The organism is Petrimonas sp., from assembly GCF_963921705.1.
Classification (GTDB): Bacteria; Bacteroidota; Bacteroidia; order Bacteroidales; family Dysgonomonadaceae; genus Petrimonas; species Petrimonas sulfuriphila.
Genome location: NZ_OY997410.1, coordinates 638,268 through 663,374 on the forward strand (window position 1 = coordinate 638,268; position 25,107 = coordinate 663,374).

At 45.2% G+C, this 25,107-nt stretch carries 17 protein-coding genes and 1 tRNA gene; 5 read left to right on the top strand and 13 right to left on the bottom strand.

Annotated elements, in window-relative coordinates:
* Nucleotides 1–72: 72 nt before the first annotated feature.
* From AACM02_RS02730 to AACM02_RS02740, 3 genes are all read left to right on the top strand, one after another.
* Nucleotides 73–798 (top strand): MBL fold metallo-hydrolase, encoded by a 726-nt coding sequence (locus tag AACM02_RS02730; protein ID WP_214063209.1) that lies wholly within the window; start codon nt 73–75, stop codon nt 796–798.
* An 86-nt stretch (nt 799–884) separates the two neighbouring features.
* Nucleotides 885–1,253, top strand: a complete 369-nt coding sequence (locus AACM02_RS02735) for a VOC family protein (protein WP_339115998.1) — start codon at nt 885–887, stop codon at nt 1,251–1,253.
* A gap of 47 nt (nt 1,254–1,300) precedes the next feature.
* Nucleotides 1,301–3,145 (top strand): 4-hydroxy-3-methylbut-2-en-1-yl diphosphate synthase, encoded by a 1,845-nt coding sequence (locus AACM02_RS02740; RefSeq protein WP_339115999.1) that lies wholly within the window; start codon nt 1,301–1,303, stop codon nt 3,143–3,145.
* 8 nt (nt 3,146–3,153) lie between these two features.
* Here AACM02_RS02740 and AACM02_RS02745 read toward each other — a convergent pair whose 3' ends face one another.
* The gene (locus tag AACM02_RS02745) at nt 3,154–3,588 is read right to left on the bottom strand and encodes an OsmC family protein (RefSeq protein WP_321719700.1); all 435 of its coding nucleotides are present in this window, start codon (nt 3,586–3,588) and stop codon (nt 3,154–3,156) included.
* 207 nt (nt 3,589–3,795) lie between these two features.
* Here AACM02_RS02745 and AACM02_RS02750 point away from each other — a divergent pair.
* Nucleotides 3,796–3,869 (top strand) — tRNA-Ile (locus tag AACM02_RS02750).
* 121 nt (nt 3,870–3,990) lie between these two features.
* Nucleotides 3,991–4,437, top strand: a complete 447-nt coding sequence (locus AACM02_RS02755; protein ID WP_339116000.1) for a BT0820 family HAD-type phosphatase — start codon at nt 3,991–3,993, stop codon at nt 4,435–4,437.
* Here AACM02_RS02755 and AACM02_RS02760 read toward each other — a convergent pair.
* From AACM02_RS02760 to AACM02_RS02815, 12 genes are all read right to left on the bottom strand, one after another.
* Nucleotides 4,423–4,944, bottom strand: coding sequence for a hypothetical protein (locus AACM02_RS02760; protein WP_339116001.1), 522 nt, complete (start codon nt 4,942–4,944; stop codon nt 4,423–4,425). The genes AACM02_RS02755 and AACM02_RS02760 overlap by 15 nt on opposite strands.
* Nucleotides 4,945–4,948: 4 nt before the next feature.
* Nucleotides 4,949–6,493 carry a Gfo/Idh/MocA family protein gene (locus AACM02_RS02765; protein WP_339116002.1) on the bottom strand — a complete coding sequence of 515 codons (1,545 nt, stop codon included), beginning with the start codon at nt 6,491–6,493 and terminating at the stop codon, nt 4,949–4,951.
* 24 nt (nt 6,494–6,517) lie between these two features.
* A complete protein-coding gene (locus AACM02_RS02770; RefSeq protein ID WP_339116003.1) occupies nt 6,518–8,104 on the bottom strand; it encodes a hypothetical protein in 1,587 nt (528 codons plus the stop codon).
* Nucleotides 8,105–8,208: 104 nt separating this feature from the next.
* Nucleotides 8,209–10,764, bottom strand: a complete 2,556-nt coding sequence (locus AACM02_RS02775) for a hypothetical protein (RefSeq protein WP_339116004.1) — start codon at nt 10,762–10,764, stop codon at nt 8,209–8,211.
* 230 nt (nt 10,765–10,994) lie between these two features.
* Entirely contained in the window at nt 10,995–12,608 is a 1,614-nt protein-coding gene (locus AACM02_RS02780; protein ID WP_339116005.1) for a RagB/SusD family nutrient uptake outer membrane protein, read from the bottom strand.
* A 10-nt stretch (nt 12,609–12,618) separates the two neighbouring features.
* Nucleotides 12,619–15,930 (bottom strand): TonB-dependent receptor, encoded by a 3,312-nt coding sequence (locus AACM02_RS02785; RefSeq protein WP_339116006.1) that lies wholly within the window; start codon nt 15,928–15,930, stop codon nt 12,619–12,621.
* 131 nt (nt 15,931–16,061) lie between these two features.
* Nucleotides 16,062–17,108, bottom strand: coding sequence for a FecR family protein (locus AACM02_RS02790; protein WP_339116007.1), 1,047 nt, complete (start codon nt 17,106–17,108; stop codon nt 16,062–16,064).
* Nucleotides 17,109–17,239: 131 nt separating this feature from the next.
* A complete protein-coding gene (locus AACM02_RS02795; RefSeq protein WP_339116008.1) occupies nt 17,240–17,809 on the bottom strand; it encodes an RNA polymerase sigma-70 factor in 570 nt (189 codons plus the stop codon).
* 290 nt (nt 17,810–18,099) lie between these two features.
* Nucleotides 18,100–19,812, bottom strand: coding sequence for a sulfatase-like hydrolase/transferase (locus AACM02_RS02800; RefSeq protein WP_339116009.1), 1,713 nt, complete (start codon nt 19,810–19,812; stop codon nt 18,100–18,102).
* Nucleotides 19,813–19,824: 12 nt separating this feature from the next.
* Nucleotides 19,825–21,711, bottom strand: coding sequence for an endonuclease/exonuclease/phosphatase family protein (locus AACM02_RS02805; RefSeq protein WP_214062735.1), 1,887 nt, complete (start codon nt 21,709–21,711; stop codon nt 19,825–19,827).
* Between the two features lie 5 nt (nt 21,712–21,716).
* Complete coding sequence (locus AACM02_RS02810; protein WP_339116010.1) at nt 21,717–23,306, bottom strand: sulfatase; 1,590 nt, start codon at nt 23,304–23,306, stop codon at nt 21,717–21,719.
* A gap of 14 nt (nt 23,307–23,320) precedes the next feature.
* Nucleotides 23,321–25,102 (bottom strand): glycoside hydrolase domain-containing protein, encoded by a 1,782-nt coding sequence (locus AACM02_RS02815; RefSeq protein ID WP_339116011.1) that lies wholly within the window; start codon nt 25,100–25,102, stop codon nt 23,321–23,323.
* Nucleotides 25,103–25,107: the final 5 nt, after the last annotated feature.

Here is a 25,107-nt window from a genome sequence, read left to right on the forward strand (position 1 = left end):
ATCAAATTTTATAGCCCTTAAGATGAACAAAATTCCGTAGAATTGTTATAAAGATAAGTTAAGATGTAAATTATGACAGTCACCTATATTTTTCACAGTTGTTACCTGCTTGAATTTGATGGTTTTTCAATCGTTTTCGATTTTTACAAAGACGAAAAAAGAGACGACGGACGTTTTTGGATAAGTGATTACCTGCTTGAAAAGCCGGAGGACCTATACGTTTTCTGTACCCATTCACATCCCGATCACTTCAATCCGGAAATATTGAAATGGGGGTTAAACAAGACAAACGTGAAGTATATTTTTTCAAAAGAGGTGATGGATAGCCGGGAGATATTGGTTTATCAAAACATCGTTTTTCTCGATAAACTAGAGGAGTACGAAGACAACCGGATAAAAGTAAAAGCATTCGGTTCCACAGATACCGGAGGATCGTTTGTGGTCAATGTCTCGGGGAAGCGCTTTTTTCATGCCGGAGATCTCAACAATTGGCACTGGAATGAAGAAGTTCCCCTGCTTGAGTCCACGGGTTATGAAAATAGTTATCTTTGTCAGCTGGAACTGCTGGCGGAAAATGTAGATCAGCTTTATCTGGCGATGTTTCCCGTTGATCCCCGGTTGGGAAGGGACTACATGCGTGGAGCGGAACAGTTGGTCAACAGGATATCTACTGATTATTTTCTGCCCATGCATTTTGGAGAAAATTACGAAAAAGTCAATGCATTCAGCCGGTACGCCCGATTGCAGAACTGCACCTATCTCAACGTGTATAAAAAAGGACAGTCGTTTGAATTATAAAAAGGAGTCATTAGCGCTTACAACAGGCGCGGGGTTTCCGGTATATTGGTTCCGGGTTCCAACAGAATAAACAGTTTAAAAACAATATGAAAATTAAAAGCAGATTTGATCATTACAATATCAATGTGTTTGATCTTCAGAGAAGTATCGAGTTTTATGATAAGGCTCTGGGTTTGAAAGAGGTGAGAAGAAAAGAAGCTTCTGACGGATCGTTTGTCCTGGTTTATCTGGGCGACGGTGAAACCGGTTTTACCCTTGAACTAACTTGGCTACGAGATTGGGACAGGCCTTACAACATGGGCGACAATGAGCAGCACCTGTGTGTACGGGTAGCGGGAGATTACGACCGGGTAAGAGCCTATCACAAAGAAATGGGCTGTGTGTGTTATGAAAATGAATCCATGGGATTGTATTTTATCGTTGATCCGGACGGATACTGGATCGAAATACTCTAAACATTTGCGCAGTTCGGGCGTTTATTTCTCACGTAAAACAATTTATAATGGATTATTTCAATTATCACCGCCGTCCAACCATCGATGTACACATCGGAAACATCAGTATGGGCGGGAATCATCCGGTTGTTGTGCAAACAATGACCAATACCAACACTCTCGACACCGAAGGCAGTGTTGCTCAATGCGAAAGGATTATCGCCGCGGGAGCCGACCTGATCCGGTTAACCACGCAAGGTGTTCGTGAAGCGGAAAACTTACGACTTATTCATCAGCAATTAAGGGAAAAAGGATACAGTACGCCGCTTTCGGCTGACATTCATTTTAATCCGCGTGCTGCGCACGTGGCAGCTACCGTTGCCGAAAAAGTACGTATCAATCCCGGGAACTTCGTCGACAAGCAAAAAACGTTTGCCGTAGTGGAATATACCGATGAGGAGTATGTACAGGAATTGGAAAAGATCCGTTCCAAGGTAGTTCCTTTCCTACAGGTTTGTAAAGAACACGGTACAGCGGTGCGGATCGGTGTCAATCACGGATCACTATCGGACCGGATCATGACCCGTTTTGGTGACACCCCAGAAGGGATGGTAGAATCCTGCATGGAGTACCTGCGTATCGCTCTGGATGAAGGTTTTACCGATATTGTTATATCGATGAAAGCGTCCAACACATTGCTAATGACCAAAGCCGTTCGTTTGTTGGTAGACAGAATGGATAAGGAAAATATCCATTTTCCGTTGCACCTGGGTGTGACCGAAGCAGGTGATGGTGAAGACGGGAGAATGAAATCGGCTGTAGGTATCGGAGCGTTGCTCTCCGACGGCTTGGGCGATACCGTCCGGGTGTCGCTGAGCGAAGATCCCGAAGCGGAAGTCCCCGTAGCCCGAAAAATAGTAGACTATGTGGCGAAGAGAGAAGGACATAAGCCCATATTGGGTGAACTCTATCCCGGATTCTCCCCCTTCTCTACGGACAAACGAGAAACGCGTGCCGTGAGAAATATCGGTGGAGGATTTGTTCCGGTGGTTATCTCCGACAGAAATGCAATAGCCGACATGTCGATCAATCCGCATTTCATTCCAGATTACATATACGTGGGTGACAACGTTCCCGGTAATTTTCCCAAAGGGATGAAGTCAATAGTAGATTTCCCAAACTGGGAAGACAGGATCGATAACTTCCCGATGTTTACTGCCGGAAATATTTCGGATATCAAGGAGTGCCAGGCGGCTGTCAAGTTTCTACAACTTTCCTATCCACAACTGACAGACGAAGTTTTATCCGTGCTGAAAAACACGGAAAAGTTGGTCGTTATACTCCAGACCAGCCACGTGAACGGAGTGGGAGAGCAGCGAGCATTTTTCCATAAATTGCTGAACGGACACTGTGATATTCCGGTTGTGTTGCAACGTAGTTATTTTGAAGACAAGGCGGAAGATATTCAACTTAAGGGAGGAGTTGATTTTGGAACTGTTCTGCTGGATGGTTTCGGTAACGGGATCATGATATCCAACACGGGGAAAATCGATATTGCCGAACTCGACTCCTATGCCTTTGGCATTCTTCAGGCTGCCCGTGTACGCACCAGCAAAACGGAGTTTATCTCTTGTCCCAGCTGCGGGCGCACGCTTTTCGACTTGCGGACGACTGTAGCGCTGGTAAAGAAACATTTCTCTCACCTGAGACACCTGAAGATCGGGGTGATGGGTTGCATTGTGAATGGTCCGGGTGAGATGGCCGATGCCGATTATGGTTACGTGGGGGCAGAACACGGTAAGATATCGCTCTATAGGAAGAAAGAACTGGTGGAGAAAAATATTCCACAGGAGGAAGCCGTAGAACACCTAATCCAGCTGATCAAGGATAACGGGGACTGGATAGAGCCGTAAGGGCCTCTTTATGCCAAAGCTATATGTACCGGTGTAGGATTAGTCAGGTTATCGCTAACCGGACAACGTGCTTCAACCGTTTGTATCCATTTCTGTAATGTATCTTTATCGGTATCGGTGTCGGGCTTGATTTCTACATGTATCGATTTATAACCCGCACGATTTTCGGTCTCTTTTCCAAACAATTTCTCCGGATTCAATGCTCCCGATATTTTTATTTCTACTCCCTTGAGTTTTATATTCATTTCCTGGGCCACAATATGGCACATGACGTTAAGGCAACCGGATAAAGCGGCCAACACGTATTCAACCGGGTTTGGGCCATCGTTTGTTCCTCCCAGATCGGTAGGTTCGTCTATAATCATCTTGAAAGTTCTCGCTTTTACCACAGTTTTTGTGGGATTTTCACTGTGCGCTTTTACGCGGAATGTTAATTCTTCCATTTTTTCTGTTTTTGAAGTTGTGATCTTATTTTTTTGTTTCTGCATTTTATGCGGTGTAAAAATAAGAATAATAAGTGTGAAAAAATCATTAATCTTTTCAATTAAACATTTTTCTTTTATTCCGATCAGTTTAATGCATTCCGGTTTGGTAATTTGCAAAAAAAGTAGTAATATTGCACCCGCTTTCGACGCAAGAACTGTCGAAAAGGTCCCATAGCTCAGTTGGTTAGAGCACCTGACTCATAATCAGGGAGTCCTTGGTTCAAGCCCAAGTGGGACCACAGCCCTCGAAATTTCCTCCGGAACGTCCAGTACGTACCGGAGGTTTTCATTTTATGCCAAAAAAACAGAAGGGAAAAAAAGAATGTGTATATTTACCGTTAAAATTAAGAAACGGTTGACATGATTATTGCGGTTGATTTTGACGGGACCATTGTTGAGCACGCTTATCCAAAAATAGGGAGACCCATTCCTTTTGCCATCGAGACCCTTCGCATGCTTCACAACGACGGACACCGGCTCCTTCTCTGGACGGTACGCGAAGGGCAGTTGTTACAGGAAGCCATTGATTATTGCGAACAAAACGGCATTTACTTTTTTGCAGCAAACGCGAATTATCCCGAAGAAAACCGGGAAGCCTCTCCTCGCAAATTAAAGGCAGATTTGTTTATCGATGATCGTAATTTAGGAGGACTCCCCGATTGGGGAATAATCTACGGGGCGGTGCAAGCTACCGTGAGGGGAGAGTGCTCGTTTGAAGCCTTTATAAGCAATACTCCTGTTCCCGCAAAGAAAGAAAAGAAGGGGTTCATGGGATGGCTTAAGTTGAGGAATTTATTTATTTTTTAAGGGCTTACCGGTGATTTTATTAAAAAAACTACGAACGGGATAATTTGCCATAAACCGATCCAGACCTGTACGGTAGCCTGTGGGAAATGATGCCAAGACAAGTAGAGATGCAATTTCAATCAGATTCCTGTCGACAATCCAGTAATTTCCATCTGCATAAAGTCCGGCCGCGGCACTGCTAAAAGGAGGATAGGTAAAATAATAAAGGGATAATAGTATGATGCCCAGCAGTTTGGCAGGCCTTTCGAAAAATCCCAAAAACAGACACAATCCAATTAAAATTAACCCCCATATATTTAACATGTCAATATAATGTATTGCCTTGTCGGATTGCGCCCACATCTTAAACAAAGAAGCCAGCGGCCCTGTACTGTTTAACAGGAAAGAGCGCGATGACCAGACACCGCCGATATATTTAAACATTCCTTCATAGAGGAAATGCCACCCGATGACTACCCTTAATGCAGTTAGGGTTATAATTTGCCTGGAAGAATATTTTGTATCCATTTTTTTAACCAATAAGGTATTGTTCATTTTGTTTATCCCAGAAAATAGGTTTTTTGTGTAAATATGATAGGTTGGCCAGACAGAAAGTAACGGTTTCTTCAAACCCCTGATCAATGCCGCAACTTACTTTTCCCTGTCCCCTGATGGCATCTATCCATTCTTTTAGGTGTAAGAAAGTCGCATCGATCACCTTTCCATCGATAAATGTAGGGCCATAGCCGCTTTTAAAATAACTGGTCGCCGTTGCAGAAGTGATGCCATCTACCCCTACGCGGGCATTTGGCGCATAATAATAAAACGGTTCTTCCGAATCTTCCACAATATCTTTATATCGCTGGGAGTTTGGATCTTTATAGAGCATAATTGCCCGATCTATTTCCATTGTCGCTTCTGAGCCCAATACCTTGGTTTGTCGATAAATACCACTTTTTAAGGTGCCATCGTAGGTCATCGTCAATGCTCTATCCGGATAATAGAATATAGCGTTGAATACGTCGGGCAAATCATCAATGCCCACGTTATAAAAGAAATGGCCACCCATCGCCATCACAGATTCCGGAATGCCCATTTCGAAGACTTGATTTACACAATCGTAAGTGTGCGAAAAATCATTTCCTATCATGCCCGTACCGTAATCGCTATATCTTTGCCAGTTAAAATAGCGTTTACTGTCAAACTCATGCCAGGGGGCATTGCACAAAAATCCCTTCCAGTCTATTGTTTGCTGGTTTCCCAAATGGTCAAATTCTCTCTCCCGGATCCACGCTCCGAAAAGGGAGTTCCTGTTGGTAAATGTCTGGATCATTGATACGTCGCCCAATACTCCTTTGCGGTACAATTCCCTTCCCAGTTTATAACTCATCTGTTGTCGATTCTCATGGCCTATCTGAAAGACGATGTTGGAGGCGCTTACAACTTTTTTTAATTCGACCGCTTCTTCTATGCTGTGGCACATCGGTTTTTCTAAATATACGTGCTTTCCCGCCTTCACTGCATCTATTGTAATTTGAGCGTGGCTATGGTCGGGTGTTGCCACAATGACCGCATCAATATCCTTGCTGTGGATCATATCCTGATAGGTTTTGTACCGTTTAATTCCGGACGAGATTTCCGGGGTACTCCTCTCTTCCCGGATATTGTTTCTGCCCACTTCTATTCCTCTTTCCGCGTGAATATCGAATGTATCGCAGATACCCGCGATGTCCACATAGAGGTTTTCATGTCTTTTCTGATAAGGCAGCCACCGGTCATATTGCCCGTCAGTCTTCATCTTATCCACATAATCCGGGTGAAAATAACCGAAAGAGTTTAACAGGGATTCGCCCCGCCAGCCGTTTCCGATAAGTCCTATTTTTATTCTTGTTTGTTCATTACCCGTAGAGCCAGGTAATCTCTCGCTCATCACATCAAACTGGTCAATGTCCAGCAGTCGTTTTGAATCGACGCGACGATCATCCAACACTTTCAGTATGTTTTTGGTCGACCCTATTGAATATGCACCCAGGATGGGTACAGTTGAAATCCCCATCAAAAAATCCCTTCTTTTCATACGTACCTCTCTTATTGAATTTTATTATTGTGAATCTGAAATTTGCAACATGACTTTTACACAGTAGCTGGTACAGTTTAGCCAATCAATATACCCGCTTTCCTTTTTTTGGCGTTCATTCAATTGCCAATAAGTAGGGTACCGCCCTGTGTTTGCGTGTTGAGCCACTGTTACGGCATTTGCCAACTCTATCATTTTAGCTTTATAAACCTCATTTTTTGTTGCCTTATAACCGGTCAGGTAGGCTTCCATCATATTGGCTACGCTTGCATTGATGGGTTCATAGCATGCATATTGTTCCAACACACAAGGGGTTATCCACTCTTCTACGTTGTACTGCTTCTGAGGCATTGGTTTCTCCCAGATAATAAATTGATCTTCGCAAAAACGCAACAGATCATCAGCAACTGAACGAAATTCCTTCTTTTGATGTATGTTTTGAAACAGGTATATTGCAAAGGCGCTTGCTTCATCTTTCGATAAATTTTTATACGGTTCTACCGGTGCAACATCCTCAAACTGACCGGACCAGTTGTATGTCTTTAACGGATTATTGATGATCCAATCATAAGCTTTTTTTCTCGTATCGACATATTCTGTTACAGCATACTGCGATTCTAATCGATCCAGAAAGTTGATTATCCCAATGGGGATACAGTCGTTTTCCGTTACGGGAGAGCCATCTATCCATAATTTCAGCTTCCAGGTTCCCGATGGTTCCTGAATTTTTTTATACGTTTGCGCGATTTTTAAAGCAGCTTCCTTGAATTTATTATCGCCGGTGATTTCATACAGGTCTAAATAGGTAGAAGCAGTTTTTGCCGGATAAATTATCATGAATTGATTTTTAAACGCTTTTGATGTGCGCTGCTCTCCCGCATAAGTGGGAGGGAAAAACTCCAATGGGCTACCTACAGGCTCACTTACGCCTATAAGATATTCCGCTGCATTAATGGCTATTTTTAGCGCTTTTTCCCGATTCGGCTCTGAGATTTTTGCATACTCAACCATACTTTCAATCACTGCTCCTATTATTTTTGACGGATAACAGTATAAATTGTATGAGGTGGTATCTGGAGTACCGTTGAATGCCCAATTTTGTATGTGCGGTTGATTAAACTCGTACTCCAATGCCATTTCGGCACTTTTTCGGTAGTTCAACATTTTTTGATGATAAGGCCCATTAAAAAAAGCGGCTTTATAGAACGAAAATTCATGCTTGTCGATTTCGTTCCCCGCCTCATCCATCCCGGAAACAGTCAACTTCATGAAACCAACAGGTAAATCGGCCCATATGGGGGATAAACTTTCACAAGGGCTTGTCGATTCAAAAGTGTATTCTTTATTGTCGACACCTCTTGCTGCAAAAACATATTTTTGTGCGTTAGGAGCAGGCTCAACCTTAAAGTATGGAGCATAAATAAATTGTTGGGAGTATTTGTTCCAAAAAAGATCTTCGTAAGGCCTTACCGGTTTTATTGATTCTTGACGTGTAATACGGTTAACTTTGTCGTATTGAATGGAATCCTTTTTTTTACATGAAATGAGCATTATGAAAAAAAACACTACGATAATGACCGTGATGGTTGGTTTAAAAAAGTTGTGTGGCATAATGTGTTTATTGTAAATTATTTGTATTATATCTTTGTGATTCATATGTTTATGTTGTGTGAAAAGTAATTCCGCAATTAAATGCTTTTGAGGCTTCGATCTATTCATTGCGTTTCTCCTTCCGAATCCGGATTGTTGCGCCAAATCTTATATGTTCCATGATTTCCTGAAAATTGCAATGAATTGGCATTTTCTTTAACCTTAAATTTAAAATGTGTATTGTTATCTTGTTTACATACATACCAAAGGCCCGGCTTCAATCCTGCCAATATGACTTTTTGGTCGGAATGATCCAAAAGGGTGATATCAAAAGAATCGGGAAGTAACTCCGATTTTGAGGGCAGTACAACAAGATAGTCATGGACTTTAATTCTGTATTCCGTGCTCGTCTCATCAAAATGAACCAACGGGGGCCTTACACCGTCTGCTGCCATCAGGAATAGATTCAAAAAAGTATCTTTTTTATTGGCTTGTTGGGGGGATATCACAAGCTGGTACCCCTTTGTTTCAGGTTCATGCGTGCTGATTGCAGGCAAAGGTGCAATCGGATTAACGGTATCCTGGCTGTTCCAATACACCGTCTTCCGGTTTGCTTTTGCAGGCAGTAATGTTTTAATATGAGTCCATCCGGTAGGTCCGGTCTCTTCCCTATTGTGCAGTAGAATGGAAGAATCGGAAATAAGAGGTTCTTTTATTGTATTTATTTTCCAGAATTTTTTAAAATCGGCGTTTGAAGAAGTGATATTGTCCAATACTACAATAAAGGCAGGCACCTGCTTATTCCCTGTATTCACAAAGCAGAATGTTTTGGTGTAGTTTCTAACTTTGGATGAATAGGCATGGGTAAGGTCGGCCTTAAAATAGCTATACTGAAAGCTATTGTTATTATGTTCTATGTTTGAGGCAAGGACAACACCGTTACTGAACCAAGGATCATGTAGCGTATCAAAAACCGACTTAGGACTCCGCTGGTTAAATCGGGTTCCGCCGTCATTGAGCAGATTATTTCCAAACGCCTCATCGGGATCAACAACGAGCATCATACTGTGGGAGGCGGATCGTTTATTGAAATTAAAATCGTAAGGCGATCCGTATGAGATGTAAAGCCCCAAATCACAGACCTGTAGGCCATGGTAATAAATTTGTATGGCTCCGGCATCTGCATGTTGATGGTTCCCAAAAAGATATCCTCCTCCTTTAATTTCAGCCACTACGTCATCACTCCCCGGCTTCATATTCCAGCCGGTACGGGAAATGAGGGATCCGGTAACATTTCCCGTAGAAAAAGCTAATGGGAAATGACTGTAATCTTCAGAGGGGATCAATTCCGGATTATTCAGCAACAAAAAGAGGATCGGGTTGTCGGGTATCCCTCCCTGGCGTTGAAATTCTGCTTTCAAAATTGCATTCTCAGAATAACAGTAATCCAACAACAGCATTTCGGGTTGCCCCCAATAATAAGGCTTCATTCGGTTTACCTCTCTGAACACATCGCCGTCGCGGAACAGCCTTCCGTTGGGTAGCCGCATATACATCCAGTAAAGCGGCAGCTTTTTTATGTTATCGTCGAATACCTGCCTGCCGGACATTCTATAAAAGAGCCAGGCCGCATTCATTTCCCACATATGTCGGTATGCCCCATAGTCTACTCCTTGATTGGGGCGGGCAGATTGATATTGAAACCGGCGCATGGGAACCAGTTCTTCTAAAATAAGGTAGGATGTATATTTGTACGGAATAGGGTCTTGCTCATAAATGGCAATACTCATGGACAATAAATCACGATTTACCTGAGCTTCTGCAGCGTGTCCGTTTACAATGCTTTCTTTAAACGGAGGCCAGCCGATACTCATTTTTCGGGATAAATCCATCATACGTTCATAAAGCTGTTTTTTTTCTTGCTTTGTCAATAAACCGTTACACCAATCGTACACAAGAGCCGATACATAGATTGTGTGTCCTATGTCTCGGGTTATATCTCCATAGTTTATATTTCCGTATTCCAATACGGATAAATAATTTTTTAGGATGCTGATCGCTTCCCGCCCAACCTTTTTTTCATCAGTCATCAAATAGTAGAAAGCTTTAGTTTGCACCGTTTTTTCTAAATCGGTAGAATAGGGTATCTCTTTCCACGGATAAAAGTGAAAGGTGAATTCTTGCAGAGCATCCTTTTTTACTTGTTGCCATACACGGTGATTTTCACCTTTGTCCAAACGTGCTTTAACAACCGGTAACGACTCTCCGTTAACCCAAAGGCGGGGATGGCCTTCAGGAGGAACAATGGGAGGTTGATAAATTTGAACCGTTTCTGGAACTGTAACCGGACAATATTCATTTACTACAATCTTTTCAAACTGGATACCTTTAGGAAGCCAAACTCTTAGAAGTGAATCAGATTCGGTTATTACAAAATCCCCCAAGACATGGTATGTGTAATTTCTTGCATCCGATACAATTCTTTTTGTAATGCGCTGATTTCCGATTTGTATCTCGATATTCAGATCATTTACGGGGCCGTTGGGAAACTGGGTCCGTTTCACGTGACTGCTCAATAAATACCTCCCTCCCTGAGGGATACGAAGGGGAAATGTTATATCGGCTTCTCTCCAAACCTCACCCTCCGCATCCCTTTTAATGCTATCTTTTAGTTCTAACAATTGGTCATTACTTGTTCTCCTAACGGTATTAGGATTAATACGCGCCTCTTTTGAAGTCAGCGACAACTCAGTGCTGTTGCTCTTTTGTTGAGAGAACAAAGAGGCACTGAGAAATAACAAAAGTAAAGTAGAAAAAACATATTTATGAACCATAAAATAAGTGTCATCCGATACTATAAAGAGCACAATAAAATCCATGATAGCAATTGATCTGAGACCCGTCGCTCTCCTTATTTCCAGCCCGGATTTTGCGTTAATTTAGGATTTAAATCTATTTCTGTCTGGGGTATGGGCCATAGGTAATAATGGTCGGGAAACCCTCTTTGACGGATTTTTACTCCGGTAAATTCCGTCATCCAAATTCCATCTACCACCTCTTTCCCAATCTTCCATCTCCGGATATCTGAATAACGTTGCCCTTCCCCACAAAACTCTATCATTCTCTCGTGCTGAATTTTTTCGAACATTTGCGCTTTATCCAGTCCTGCAGGTATAGTGGGCATGCCCGCACGGACACGAACCGAGTTTATAGCATCATAAACAGACTGGTCAGGAGCGCCGAGGGCTTCGTTTTTTGCTTCCGCATACATCAGTATTACGTCAGCTAAGCGAATAAGTGGAAAATTTTGAGGCATGTTATCCTGCAAACCATATACAGAACCTGTTTCAACAAATTTCCTCCAGGAATAACTCCCGTTTTTCCATACAGGCACATAGGCATCAGGGGTATTAACGACTGGGAATCTGTAAGTTAGTGAAATGCTGTTTTTCCCCACAAATTCTGCCCAGGGAACTATTATTGACTGATGCAAACGGGGGTCTCTGTTTTCAAACAATTTTCTTACCGAGGCTTCGTCTTTCCAATCAGCAGGACTATCAGGGTTAAAAGTCTCTCCCTCCGCATTGGTATACTTATTAAAATCAAAGGGGGTGCCGTCTATCATCTCGTAGGAATTGACCAATTTAGGTGTCGGCCGCGTACGCTGTGATCCGGTTGTCGCCCCCATGGCGTTTCCATAGTTCCGATCGGTTGCGATACCGTGTCCCTTTTCTGCGATATATTGTACATCGAAAATGACTTCGCTGTTGTTGTTCCCCGCTACACGAAATAAATCATGATAGTTGTTCAGTAATTTCCGGTCGCTTTTTTCCATGACCTCCTTAAAATCGGCAGCCGCTTTTTCGTATTGTTTCGCCCATAAATGTGCTTTCCCTCTCATAGCTAACGCGGCCCATTTAGTGGCGCGTCCCACATTTGTCTGATCATAGCTTTCCGGCAGGTATGAATAGGCATCCGTCATATCACGCACAATAAATTCATACACCTCCTCATTTGTATTACGTGCCTTATAGGCTTCGTCAACATTCATGGGGGAGTCATAAAGAGGAACTTCGCCAAAAAAGTCCCAGAGCTTAAAATAGAAATACCCCCTCAGAAACAACGCTTCTCCCAAGGTGCGTTTCTTGATGTCCTCACTCATCTCAATTTCCGGTATATGCTTTATCGCTGTGTTTGCCCGGTAAATACCTTTATAGAATATGCCCCACGAGTTGGCATAAAAAGAAGCATTAGCCGGAAAATTTCCCGTAGTGAGGCCTGTTGACCATGACTGATAAGAAATATCGGTAAAATCGTCCATCATGCCATACATTACTATGCTATTGGTAAATTCACGGTTGGCGTGATACAACGAATTAATGCCCATAATCGCATCTTCCTGCGACTTCCAAAAGTTTCCTTCAGATAATCCCACTAATGAATTTCGATCAAGAAAATCATTGCAAGAAGACAAAATACAAACAGCCAGTAGAACTAATATTTTTATATTCTTTTTATTTTTCATGACTCTTTTTTTATAATGTTATATTTAGACCAATCACCCACTGCTTCATCAAAGGATAAGACATGTTCGGATTTTCCGGATTGTATCCTTCAAAACGGGTAAACGTGAGATAATTTTCCAGGTTTGTATATATCCTTAGCCGGTCGACGAAAAGCTTGGACGTTATTTTTGTTGGTAAAGTATAACCTACCTGTAAGGATTTAATTCTGAAATAGGAGGTATTGTATAACCAATAATCGCTATAGGCGGTATTAAGTGAAGATCCCGATGTTAACAAACGGGGATAAACTGTCGATTTTTTTTCGGGAGTCCAACGGTTTAAGATCTCTTTTCGCAACAAGAAACCTTCATTGATATTGAAAGTATTAAAACCATCATTCCCCCAATACCCTTTTACGCCACTGACGCCTTGTCCCACAAGATTAAAGTCCAGACCTTTGTATGCTGCTCCGAGGTCTATTCCGTACGTCATTTTTGGAAGGGGAGAATAATCTTTAATAACCCGATCCTCATCATTAAATATTTTGTCATTATTGGCGTCTTTATACAGCATGTCACCGGGTGAGGGAGTTCCTCCGACATAAGTCCCAAATTTATATCCATCTGCTAATAACTTGTCTATTTCAGCCTGGTCTTGTAGGATATGGTCAAATTCGAGCAAATAGTAGCTATTGAGTGATTTTCCTTCAGTTGTGATTGTAGTTCCGTCAATTGATTTTTCGCCATTGAACTTTATCACCTTATTATTCACGGTTGACAAATTTCCTCCGATATTGTAAGAAAAATCCTTTCCGATATTGCCCAGGTAGGTTAATTGAAGTTCGAAACCCCTGTTCTCCATCTCGGCTATATTTTGCCAGGGAGGTAGGAAGTTCCCCATTACCAGAGGAATGGGAATTTTAGTTAATATGTTGCTCGTGATCTTATCATAATATTCGGCACTTAACGATAATCTGCTCTTTAACAGAAGCAAGTCTATCCCTACATTAGTAATGGTTGTAGTTTCCCATTTTATTTTGCTGTTTGCGATTTCAATCGGGGCTACCCCTTGTTGAAGCTGGTTGCCAAACGGGTAAAGAAAAGAGCCATACACCACTTGATAAGTATAATCTCCAATTCTGTTATTCCCCAGTTTCCCCCACGATCCTCTTAATTTAATATCATCAAAAACTGTTTTTAATGATTGGGCAAAAGGTTCTTCCGTTAATCTCCAACCGGCCGAGAATGATGGGAAGAAACCCCATCGGTTCTCTTTCGCAAACCTCGATGATCCGTCATACCGGGAATTTATCTCAAGCAGGTACTTGTTTTTGTAATCGTAATTAATACGTCCAAAATAAGACTGAAGGGCATCGTCTGTCCCGGATCCGGTAATCGATTCAAGATTGACGCCTACATCCATGATGTATATGGCATCATCCCCCAATATGTCGTTTTTCTTTGCATCGAATTTATCCATCCGGTTGTATTGTTGATCGAATCCGACCAATGCCGTCAGGTGGTGATGGTCCAGAAAAGAGGTGTTAAAGCGTAAAAGAGAGTTAAAAATCATTGAGTAATCCCTTCTGTTTCCGTTGAATAGGCTGTTGATGCTCGGCTTCTTTTGGTATTCAAAATCCGTTTGTAAATTCCACAAAGCATATGGGCGGGTATATTCCCAATTACGGCGGTTATCGTAGTTAAAACCCAGACTGTTTTCCCAATCAAAGAAATGTAAGAATTTTGTTTTTACATAAAACTTTAATCCTAGTTTCTGCCTTTCATAGTTTCCCCGGATATTATCTATATATGCACGCGGATTTGACCCTTGGGGAAGCCCTTCAAACATCTCGCCGCCATAACGCCCGTCCGTATATTTGGGGATGACGCCCGGGGTGGTATTCCTGATATTGTTAAAGAAACTCGTTACATCAATAGGATCCCTATCCGACCAGGTTCCAAAGGCGGTTCCCCCTAGCTCCAATCCATTGGATATTTTTGAATCGGCACTTAACCGGAATGAATATTTGGTATAACCCGAATTGTCAATAATTCCTTTATTATCCAAATAACCGAGGGATAAGTAAAATTTGCCTTTTTCACTACCGCCTCTTGCTGTCAGGTTATGCTCGGTCAAAACAGAGGTGTTTAAAATCTCATCATACCAATCTGTATTAGGATATAAGATGTTGCCTGATTCGGCTTCTTTCCTCCAGTTGTCGATCAAACTGACAGGGTATTTTTCACGTCTTTCCGATTCGTTAACTAACTCCATATGTGTTGCCATATCATTGATAAACTCGATCTCTTTTGCAGCACTCTGCCATCCCATATATCCATTGTAAACGACATTAACTTTACCTTCAACACCCCGTTTGGTGGTAACCAGGATAACACCGTTGGCAGCCCTTGAACCATAAATTGAAGAGGAAGATGCATCTTTTAAAACGGAAACACTCTCCACATCACTGGGATTTACATCATTCAATGCTCCCGGCACCCCATCAATAATAATCAGAGGCGATGCGTCGTTCATAGTTCCCTTACCCCTTACGAAGATGTTTAAGTCCTCCGCACCTGGAGTGGCCGACATCTGGGAAATGTTGAGCCCGGCACTTAAGCCGGTTAATGCGGAAGACAAGTTCAACGAAGAACGGCCCGTCAATGCTTCGTCAAATCGAACAGACGATACGGCTCCCGTTAGATTTGCCTTCTTCTGTACGCCATATCCTACAACGACTAACTCTTCCAATGCCTGGGTATCTTCTATAAGTACAATGTTAAAAGTATTTTTTCCCTCTGCAGACATCTCCTTTGTGTGATAACCGATGTAAGAAATGTTAATTTGGGCGTTATCTTCAATATCCAACGAAAATTCTCCATCCACATCTGTAACGGTCCCATTGGTGGTTCCGGCTTCAACGATATTTGCCCCTATAATGGGCTCTCCTTTTTCATCCACTATTTTTCCGGTAACTTTTTTTAGTGTTTTAATGGGTTGACTTTGTTTTTCTGAGGTTCGGTTCAGGACAATCTGCTTGTTTTTCAGGGTGTATGTAATATCCGTTCCGGTAAACAATTGCGATAAAACAACACTCAAATCCTTGTTCTGTACATTTACACTTACTTTGCGGGTTACCTCTACCAGTTCTTTGTTGTATAAAAAGCGGTAACTTGTTCTGGCCTCGATAGCCGAAAATACTTGTTCCAACGGTACGTTTTGTAAATCTAACGAAAGGCTAATCTGCGCTTGTGCCTGGAATCCTGCGAAATGCGATCCAAAAAGCATACACAGAAAGACAATAATAGGACGAAATGCGTTCCTTCTTTTAAAATTTATCATACATGTTTTTTTTGAAATGATTAAAGTAAAATTAACGTGCTTCTGTATCTAAGACGTTTCAAAAAAGAAATCCCACATCCGAAAGTGAAAAAAATCGAATATGGGATAAAATTTGTTTATATTTTCCGCTACTAATTCTGGGATACCTCAATTATTTTTTTTGGGTTCCGCTTATCCCCGTTGAAACTATAACGGATAGGAGCAGACATCCGCAACAATTCAAGTATTTCGTCTAACGATTCCTGTTCAAAGGTAGCCCTGTAACGTTGTTTTGCTAATGCAGGATCTTTTATGGAAATATCCACATTAAAGGTTCTGGCCACTCTTTTAAAGATATTTTCGAGGGTTTCATCCCTGAAAATAAGAATTCCTTCTTTCCATTTGCCGTACAGTGAAGCATCCACGGTATACACATCGTGCCGGTTGGTATTTGTGTTCCATACAAATTGCCGGTTAATATCCATTTCCGTTTTTTTGTGCTGTTGAGGTGATTCGATGAAAACATGGCCTTCTTCCAGGGTGATTGTCCGTAGTGTGTCGGAAGGGTAGGCATCCACATTGAATTTCGTTCCGGTAGCCGTGATACTGATGCCATCGGCGACAACAATAAAGGGGGATTCCCGGTTAGCCTTTACATCAAAGAATGCTTCGCCTGCCAGGAAGGTTTCCCGTTTGGTTTTTTCAAAAGGGATGGAATAAGATAGCTTGCTGCCGGAATTGAGCCAAACCGTGGATCCGTCGGGTAGGGTTATTTGCGTATAGGTGCCTTTAGGCGCAATGATCTCTTGTCGTGAATCAATGAACTCTTCCTTGGATTGACGATTAAAAAATAGATACAAGGAAATTAACAACAACGGAATGACGATGACTGCCGCTGCCCGTTGCCACCACACAAGAAAGCGAGTTTGCCCTCTCTTTCCTTTTCTTATTTCTCTCAGTATTTTTGCTTCTGCCCGATCGATACGAATATCTTGAGCGGGAAATGCAGGGTGTGTCGTATCCCAGATATTCTTTAATTGAGCAAAAGCTTGTCTGTTTTTTGCACTTTCGTTGCACCAAACAGCCAATCGCTCTTTCTCTTCAGAAGTGATGGTCCCGTTGAAAGACCTGACAATTAATATTTCTATATCTCGTTCCAATTTCAGTTCTTTTTTTATCATAAAATCGTTGAAACTCATTCGACATTTTTTTCGCTCGGCAAATCATCCGTCGGATGAACGATCACCTTAGCTCTTGCTTAATGAACCCGTTCAACGGTTATTTTCTGTATTGATAAGACGTTTCATCTTCTCTTTTCCACATCATGAAACTATAAATAAAGTAAAAATGATATCCATAGAAAAAAGTCTCTTAAATAATGACGCAGGAATTTTAACGCTTTTCCTATTCTTTCTTCAATAGTTCTTTCAGACACATGCAAGCCGGCCGAAATCTCCTTATACTTTAATCCGTAAATCCGGTTTAACTCAAATGCTTGACGATATTCTTCGGGCATTGCGCTCAATCCTTCTTTTAAACGGGATTCCAAATCTGAGTACAAGATATATTGTTCAGTCAAAGAGTCAGTATCGTTCCCTAAAAATGAAACATAGTCAACGTGGGCCCTGACAACTTTACCGTGCCGTAATTCGTCCAGGCATCCATTTCGGACAGATTGCAGGAGAAAGCCTTTAAGAGAAGTCTTGATACTGATGCTACTACGACGGTTCCAAAGATCCAGGAAAACATCCTGTACGATATCCTCACAAATATCCCTTCTATTGGAAAGAATTGTTCCGGCGAACAAAACCAGATCCTTGTAATATCTACGAAACACAAACAAAAAAACATCTTCGTTTCCTTCTTTCAACTGGTCTAATATTTGCGCCTCATCATACATTAACAAAAAGAGATTAGATCGGGAACATTTCTGCTGTTTTCTCTATAAATAATTATACACATATATATTGTCAGGCCCTGTCTGATTTTTCCCCTTTATTCTTTCCAGACCGGCACTAAACAAGGACTGATTTAATATTGACATCTGATATATAGAGGGTTAAATCATAATATCCTGATTACATTGCGTGCAAATTTAGTGTAAATATTTAGATCGGAGATAACTTTAGTAAAGAATTTGAAAAATAAAGAAGGGGTTCATGGGATGGCTTAAAAGGTGAAAAGGGATGCTCAGGGGTTTCTACGAGGTAAAATCGTAAATTTTCCCGTCAGTTCTTCACTGGATCTGTATCCGTACCTGACGGCCTTTACCCGGATGGTATGCGTCCCCTCTGTCAGCCTGAGACTCCCGGCATACAGCTTCCAGCGAGGAGAATCGCCTTCTTCTGTAGTATACACTATGGAAGAACCTTGTGTGGGGCAATAGAACGACAAGGACATCGGGAGTGTGTAGGTCCCTCCTTCCCGGTAGTTTTTCAATCCCCGGTCCTCTTCCGCATTCACAACGAAGTAGGGCTTATCCGTTACCGGTTGTTTCCCGCCAGGCCACATCTGCTCAATCATTTCCGACTCGTTGAGTAACCCCATGTCGTTGGTTTCCTCTCTCCACCGCTTTTGTTGGAGGCGCATCTCATCGAGCACTCTCCTGTATTCCGGGTTTTCGGCCAGGTTGTTCAATTGGAAAGGGTCAGCCTCCACATCGTAGAGCTCTTCCGGCGGCCGGCTGTCTGCCATCCATTTTTTCTGGTGAACGGTCAGCTTGCCTTCCGCATTGAGGCGCATCACTTCCTGCATGATCGGCATCCGGTTGAGGTAGGGAACCCAAATAGCGAAAGGCTCATTGGGGTAGTAGTTTTGGATGTAGAGGTATTTCTTGTTGCGGACGGAGCGCATCATGTCGTACGACTCATCCACCCGATCGCGTGCTGCGAAGACATACTCCCTGGGGGCTCCGGCCTGTGGCCCCAGAAAGGGCAGTCCCTGCATGTGAACAGGGACGGGGATGCCGCTAAGCGAGAGAACCGTCGGGCCGAGATCGATGGCCGAGATCAGGTCGTCGTTGACCGATCCCGCATCCCGCTTGCCGGGAAAACGGATGATTAGCGGGATGTTTAACCCTGAATCGTACAACCACCTTTTGGCCCGGGGGAGTCCGTCGCCGTGATCTCCCCAGAAAAAGACTACGGTGTTGTCCGCCAACCCCTCTTTCTCCAGTTCGTCCAGCAGCCTGCCTACGACCGAATCGAGTCTAGCAGTATTGTCGTACATCCTGGCAAGGTTGCGCCGGACAATGTCGGTATCGGGATAGTAAGGAGGAACCTTCACCTTGTCGGGATTGGTCTTCACCCGTGAAATGTCCCAGTTCTGGCTCTCGTGGGTTCCCGTATAGTTGAAGACTGCGAAGAAAGGTTGGTCTTTTTCCGGGCGGTTTTTGTAGTGGGCCTGATTGCCGCACTCATCCCAGATGCTTTCCGGCACAGGATCTTTGGCAAACTGATAGTCGGTCTTGCTATTGTTGGTGCAATAGTATCCGCCTGCCCTTAGGTATTCGGTAAAAGCTTTGACGTAATGCGGGGGGACCGCTGTGAACTCAACGGGATTCTCAACGGAGCGGCGATAGCTCGTTGTTCTCATGTGCATGCATCCGATGGAGGTCTGATACATGCCCGTTATGATGCCGGCTCTGCAGGGAGCGCTGATTGCTGCAGTTGTAAACACATGGGTATAACGTATTCCCTCTGCTGCCAGCCGGTCTATGTTGGGGGTCCTGGCCAGTTCATCGCCGTAACACCCCAGGTGGGGGCTGAAATCTTCGGTAGAGATCCACAGGATATTGGGCCGGTTTGCCCCGGCTTGATCTTTTTCCGGTTGGGATGCCGCAGGTAGGATGCTCCCCAGGGTTGCCGGCAATACACCCAGCAACAGTTTTTGATGATTTTTCATAGTCATGTCTGTCTAGTCGGTTACCGGGAGCACTCTTTTCAGCAATCTCTCCCCCGAGGCATTGATCACTTCAACGGTCAGCCTGTCACCTTTCTTCTCGAGGACCATCACCGTGCCATCGGGCTCCTTGTTCCCTCCTCCGATGATGACGGGAAAGTTATTTCCCGCTTCGCCTTTCTCGATCACCCGGAAGCGGTGAGTATGGGCATTGAGGGAGATATCGAACGGTGCACCTTTCAGTACCGGTATCCAGAGGTCAGAGCAGGGCGAAAAGCTGCCGGGGTTCACCCCGAAAATGGGAATGTGGTGGATCAGTATCCGTTTGGTTGCTTGGGTAAAGGCTCCGGACTCCAGTTCCTCTTTCAGAAAGTTGGCCTGATCGATCCGGTGTTGCGTGAAGTCGTTCATGCCGTAATAGACCTCGTGGCTGTCGGGTTTGTCTTCCCCGCAGTCAAGAAGGACAAAGCGGGTGTCCCCCAGGGAAAAAGCACTGTAGGAACGGCCTCTCATTCTCCCGAGGTAATCCCACAGGTGTAGGGAGTATTCGCCCCGTGTTTCGTGGTTCCCCCGAATAAAGACGGAGGGCACCTCATCGCTTTTAATGCGGGGCGTGTAGGCGAGCAACCGGTTCACGATATCTCCCTCGACTTCCACGTCATCGAAGCAATCGCCGTTGAAGATAACCAGATCGTACGGCTTCTCCTCTACCAGCGCGTGCAACTTGTGGAACATCGTCATGTTGCTGTGGAGGTCGTTGTAGACGATAACCCGGAAATCCCGCGCTTTATCGTTCCAGGTGGTAAACGTTTTCAGGTCGGACCGGACCGTATCACCGAACTCCTTATAGTAACTGGAATAGCGGGTGATTTCCTGCGAGACAACCCGGTAATAGTACTTCGTGCCAGGGCGGAGGCCGCTCAGGTGTACGCGGTGGATCTTGTTGTTTGCTACCATCACTCCTTCGAGGAAGGGTCGCACCCGTTGCAGGCGGGTACTGTCGGTACCGTATTCCACCCAGCTTCGCGCCGGAACATGGGTAAGCCACATAACGGTCATCTCGTCGCTTCCCGGATTTTGCAGGTAAGGGATGGTACGCATCACCTCCGATGCAGGTGTCTTGAGGCGTATATCGGCGAACAGGGGACGGTGGTCGGATGCCACCGGTTCATCCACCACCTCGGCCTTGTACCTGGCGTAGGTCTCTCCTTTGGCTGTGTATCCAAATATATAATCGATCGTGTTGAGCGGATTGACTGAGGGTGAGGTGGGTTGTTTGGGGTTGGAAAGTATCTGCCATCCTTTTCTCAGGAATTCGATGGGGGCCGAGTCGGGGGTTGCGTTCAAATCCCCGATCAGGAAGACCGGTTTGTTGTAACCGCTCACGGCTTCGGTGATGATTTTTACCGATTGCAGTCGCTCTTCCCCGGTGAGGGAAAGGTGGGTGTTGACCACCACATACTTTTCAAGTTCTACGATGAGCGCTGTGCGGGCTTCAGTGGCTCCGGGCAGGTCGATTTTCTTCACCGCCGCCGGTTTTTCCCGAGTCAGCATGCCGTTGCCGTATTTTCCTCCGTCGTGCAGGATGGAGTAGCCGAAGGTAGCGTACATCCCGGTCTGCTCGGAGAGCAGCCGGATAATATCGATGTTGCCGCTCCTGTTCGTCATGCTGTCCACCTCCTGCAGGCCGACCACTTCCGGGTTGACAGCGAGGATCAGTTTTCCGATGCGTTCGATATCGACTGTGTCGTCCATTCCCCTGCCGTGGTGGATGTTGTAACTCATGATCCTGCGGGTGTTTTCCCTCTGGGGAAATCGGTTGCCCTCCTGCAGAGAAACGGGTTGTGCCCCGCTGTGAAAGAGGGTGAGGAAGAAGATCAGTAAAAGGATCGTTGTTTTCATATGCATTAATTTTGATGCTCGAGGTATTCTTTCAGGAACTTTTTGTCCAGCTCATCGCTGTCCCCGTACTGTCTCCGCAGCTCCTCCAGTTTCTTGTGCATCGTTTCGCGCACACCGGCATAACCGGGATCGTTGTAGACATTCCTCAACTCCATCGGATCCGTGTGCAGGTCGTACAGTTCCCATTCATCGATGTCGTAATAGAAATGCATCAGCTTGTATCGTTCAGTAGCCACGCCGTAATGGCGCTTCACCATGTGTACCGAAGGATACTCGTAATAGGTGTAATAGACCGCGTCGCGCCACTCGTCGGTTTTTCCGGCAACCAGCTCCCGGAACGTTTCCCCTTGCATCTCTTCCGGTGGAGTGATGCCGGCATAATCGAGGAGGGTAGGTGCAAAATCGAGGTTCTGAACAAGTTTGTCGACAACGGTGCCGGGCCTGATCTCTTTGGGATAGCGGATCAATAACGGTGTCCGGAACGATTCTTCATACATGAACCGCTTGTCGAACCACCCGTGTTCGCCCAGGTAAAATCCCTGGTCGGAGGTGTACACCACAATAGTGTTTTCCGACAACCCGGCCTCTTCCAGGTAGTCGAGTAGCTGGCCCACGCCGTCATCCACCGATTGGATGGTGCGCAGGTAATCTTTGATGTACCGGTTGTACTTCCATCGGGCAATCTGTTCGTCGGTGAGGTGGGGGTAACTGACTTTGAACGCTTCGTTTTTGGGTGTATAGGCTGCCAGCCACTTTTCGCGTTGCTGCGGCGTAAACCGCTCGAGCTCACGGTGAAATCCGGTGCTATCGCCCTGCGGATCCACGATCATTTTAAAATCGTGCCCCCACGTAGCATGCCCGTGGACCTGCATCTCCTGCTCCTTTGCGGCCCTTCCCCGCCCTTCGTAATTGTCGAAGAAAGTGGAGGGGGGCTCAAAGGTGACGTCGTCGAAGAGGTTGAGGTACTCCGGTGCCGGCTGCCAGTTACGATGCGGTGCTTTCTGGTGATAGAGCACGCAGAACGGCTTCCCGGGATCCCGTTTGTTTTTCAGCCAGTCGAGAGTAGCTTCGGTGATGATATCGGTGCAGTACCCTTCCTTTCGGATCTTCTTTCCGTTGATCAGGAAGTCGGGATTGTAGTACTGGCCTTGTCCGGGCAACACCATGGAGAAGTCAAATCCCTGGGGGATACCGTCGAGGTGTATCTTGCCGATCATGGCTGTCTGGTAGCCGTTGGCCTGCATGAGCTTCGGGAAGTTGGGCTGGTCCCAGTCGAACGGCTGTACGTTGTCCACCTTGCCATTGACAAAACTGTGTTTGCCTGTCAACAATACAGCCCTGCTCGGAGCGCTGATGGAATTGGTGACGGTCGACCGGGTAAACAGGGCACCTTCCTTCGCCAGCCGGTCGATATTGGGTGTCCGGTTGAGTCCGTATCCGTAAGCGCTAATTGCCTGATAGGCATGGTCGTCGCTCATGATGTAAATAATGTTCGGCTGCCGGGGCTCCTCGTTTTTATTTTGGCAGGCGGTCAGCAGGGCCAGTGAGCCGATGCCGGCCCACGTTGTGCGGATTACCGTGTTGTACTTTTTCATTTTTACGTCACGTTCTAAAGCGTGTTCAGCAACCTCTTGGCGTCGCTCAATCTCTTCTGCCAGTCGCTTGAAGGTTCCAGCGTGCCGAACCCGGCAATCGCCTCTTCTAGCTGCGCCAGCTTCTTCAGGGATTCGGGCGTGTTCTCTCCGGTGTACTTTTTCCGCAGTACCCGGATTTTTTCCGCGTCCTGAATCCCTTCCACCAGTCGTTCAAACCGGATGGAGCTTCGGGCATCGGGATACACGAAATAGGTGTCTCCTGCCGGCCAGGTCCGGAAACGGGAGTCGGTCAGCGGGTTCTCTACCCAGGAGTTATAGGCCCAGCGCAGGAATCCGTCTAAATCGAGGGCAGCCGCATACCAGGCTGCGTATACCGATTCTGCCGAGGGGGAGAAAGTAAACATGTTGGGAAATTTATCGGCACAACAGACGTAGTAAGTGGTGGTAAGCCCTTTTGCTCTTCGTGCCTCGATCTCTTCACGGCTTACCTTGTTGCTGGCACCCACGCAAATATCTTTTATCCACGGATATTCGCGGTAACTCTTGTGATTATCCGCAAGCGAAACACCCAGCTCGGGTGCATAGAGTTCCAACACTCTAAGGGCTGCCTTCATATCGGCAGGCCCACGTTCGTCCATCGCGATATTGGTCTTTTCCAGCCATCCCTTTTCCCGGAGGTGACGGGTAAAGTCTTTCAGGAACACTCCCCACAGCTCTTCATACTCTTTCGACTGCGCCTTCAGCTCTACGGTAACCAGCTCGCCTTTCTCCATATCGTTGTAGTGCAGCTGGTTATTCCAGGTAAGGAGAGAGTAGCAGTTGATCATCTTATTGATGCCCAGATCCATCATGAACTGTACCCAACGGTCGAAAACGGTATAGTCGAAACTCCAGCTCCGGTCTTTGTTCTTCGTCCAGACAATCATGTCGGCATACGCATCAAAGCACTGGTTGTTCCAGGGGTCCTTGTTCAGGGTAGCAGTAATCACTTTTTGTCCCGCATCGGCCAGCATCTGCATCAACGGTTTCATTTTCTCGAAATGGGCGTCGCTCCACAGCTCCAGGTTGTGTACACGGGCTACGGCTGACGGGTGCTGCCACAGGTCGAGGTGGTAGCTCCATTCTGACGGCTCGGGCAACAGCCGGTCAACGATTTCCAGTTCGATCTCGAAATTATGGGGTGACTGGCCCCGGGCGTAGATGGTAAGTTCTCCCTTGTAGTTTCCGGCCGTAGCATCGGAAGGGATGTCAAAGGTGATCCATAGCGGCCTGACGGTTTTTGCATCCAGGTTAAAGCATTCCAGGTTATCCAGCATGTCCGGCGCCAGCGAAGCAGGGAAGTCGCCCGGTTGGCGGTGCCCGCAGCCCGGGCCGAACTCATCGGTCATGACATAACGGACGAACCGGGCTTGTGCTACAGATGCGGGCAGGCTGTTCCCTTCAGTCTTGAAGTCGTTAAACGCGTACTCTACCTGGTCGATATCCTCGGCAGTCCAGAGCAGCAGTTGGGCGGACACTTTCTCGCCTTTCCATCCGGAAATTTTCACGTTGTTGACGAGGGTGATCTCCGGTGCCACGGATTTGGGCAGTTTGTCATCAACAGAGATGAACGAGGCGTGCAATCCCGCAGTTACGTGCGACCAGTCGGACAGGGTGTCGTTGGTGGGGTCTTTCATCTCTTCGAAGGTGATGCACTCTTTTTCCGGACGGTTGTTGTTACACGCCACAGCTGTAAGGACCGGTAACCCTAGAAAAACACCGAGGGCATACCGGGAAATTATTTTCGCGATTCTCATATCTC

Bases quoted from the DNA above. Each gene is read 5' to 3' on its own strand.
- AACM02_RS02735 (WP_339115998.1), top strand. From the start codon at position 885: ATGAAAATTAAAAGCAGATTTGATCATTACAATATCAATGTGTTTGAT.
- AACM02_RS02765 (WP_339116002.1), bottom strand. From the start codon at position 6,493: ATGAAAAGAAGGGATTTTTTGATGGGGATTTCAACTGTACCCATCCTG.
- AACM02_RS02805 (WP_214062735.1), bottom strand. From the start codon at position 21,711: ATGAAAACAACGATCCTTTTACTGATCTTCTTCCTCACCCTCTTTCAC.
- AACM02_RS02800 (WP_339116009.1), bottom strand. From the start codon at position 19,812: ATGAAAAATCATCAAAAACTGTTGCTGGGTGTATTGCCGGCAACCCTG.
- AACM02_RS02785 (WP_339116006.1), bottom strand. From the start codon at position 15,930: ATGATAAATTTTAAAAGAAGGAACGCATTTCGTCCTATTATTGTCTTT.
- AACM02_RS02745 (WP_321719700.1), bottom strand. From the start codon at position 3,588: ATGGAAGAATTAACATTCCGCGTAAAAGCGCACAGTGAAAATCCCACA.
- AACM02_RS02810 (WP_339116010.1), bottom strand. From the start codon at position 23,306: ATGAAAAAGTACAACACGGTAATCCGCACAACGTGGGCCGGCATCGGC.
- AACM02_RS02760 (WP_339116001.1), bottom strand. From the start codon at position 4,944: ATGGATACAAAATATTCTTCCAGGCAAATTATAACCCTAACTGCATTA.
- AACM02_RS02770 (WP_339116003.1), bottom strand. From the start codon at position 8,104: ATGCCACACAACTTTTTTAAACCAACCATCACGGTCATTATCGTAGTG.
- AACM02_RS02755 (WP_339116000.1), top strand. From the start codon at position 3,991: ATGATTATTGCGGTTGATTTTGACGGGACCATTGTTGAGCACGCTTAT.
- AACM02_RS02790 (WP_339116007.1), bottom strand. From the start codon at position 17,108: ATGAGTTTCAACGATTTTATGATAAAAAAAGAACTGAAATTGGAACGA.
- AACM02_RS02815 (WP_339116011.1), bottom strand. From the start codon at position 25,102: ATGAGAATCGCGAAAATAATTTCCCGGTATGCCCTCGGTGTTTTTCTA.
- AACM02_RS02780 (WP_339116005.1), bottom strand. From the start codon at position 12,608: ATGAAAAATAAAAAGAATATAAAAATATTAGTTCTACTGGCTGTTTGT.
- AACM02_RS02740 (WP_339115999.1), top strand. From the start codon at position 1,301: ATGGATTATTTCAATTATCACCGCCGTCCAACCATCGATGTACACATC.
- AACM02_RS02730 (WP_214063209.1), top strand. From the start codon at position 73: ATGACAGTCACCTATATTTTTCACAGTTGTTACCTGCTTGAATTTGAT.
- AACM02_RS02795 (WP_339116008.1), bottom strand. From the start codon at position 17,809: ATGTATGATGAGGCGCAAATATTAGACCAGTTGAAAGAAGGAAACGAA.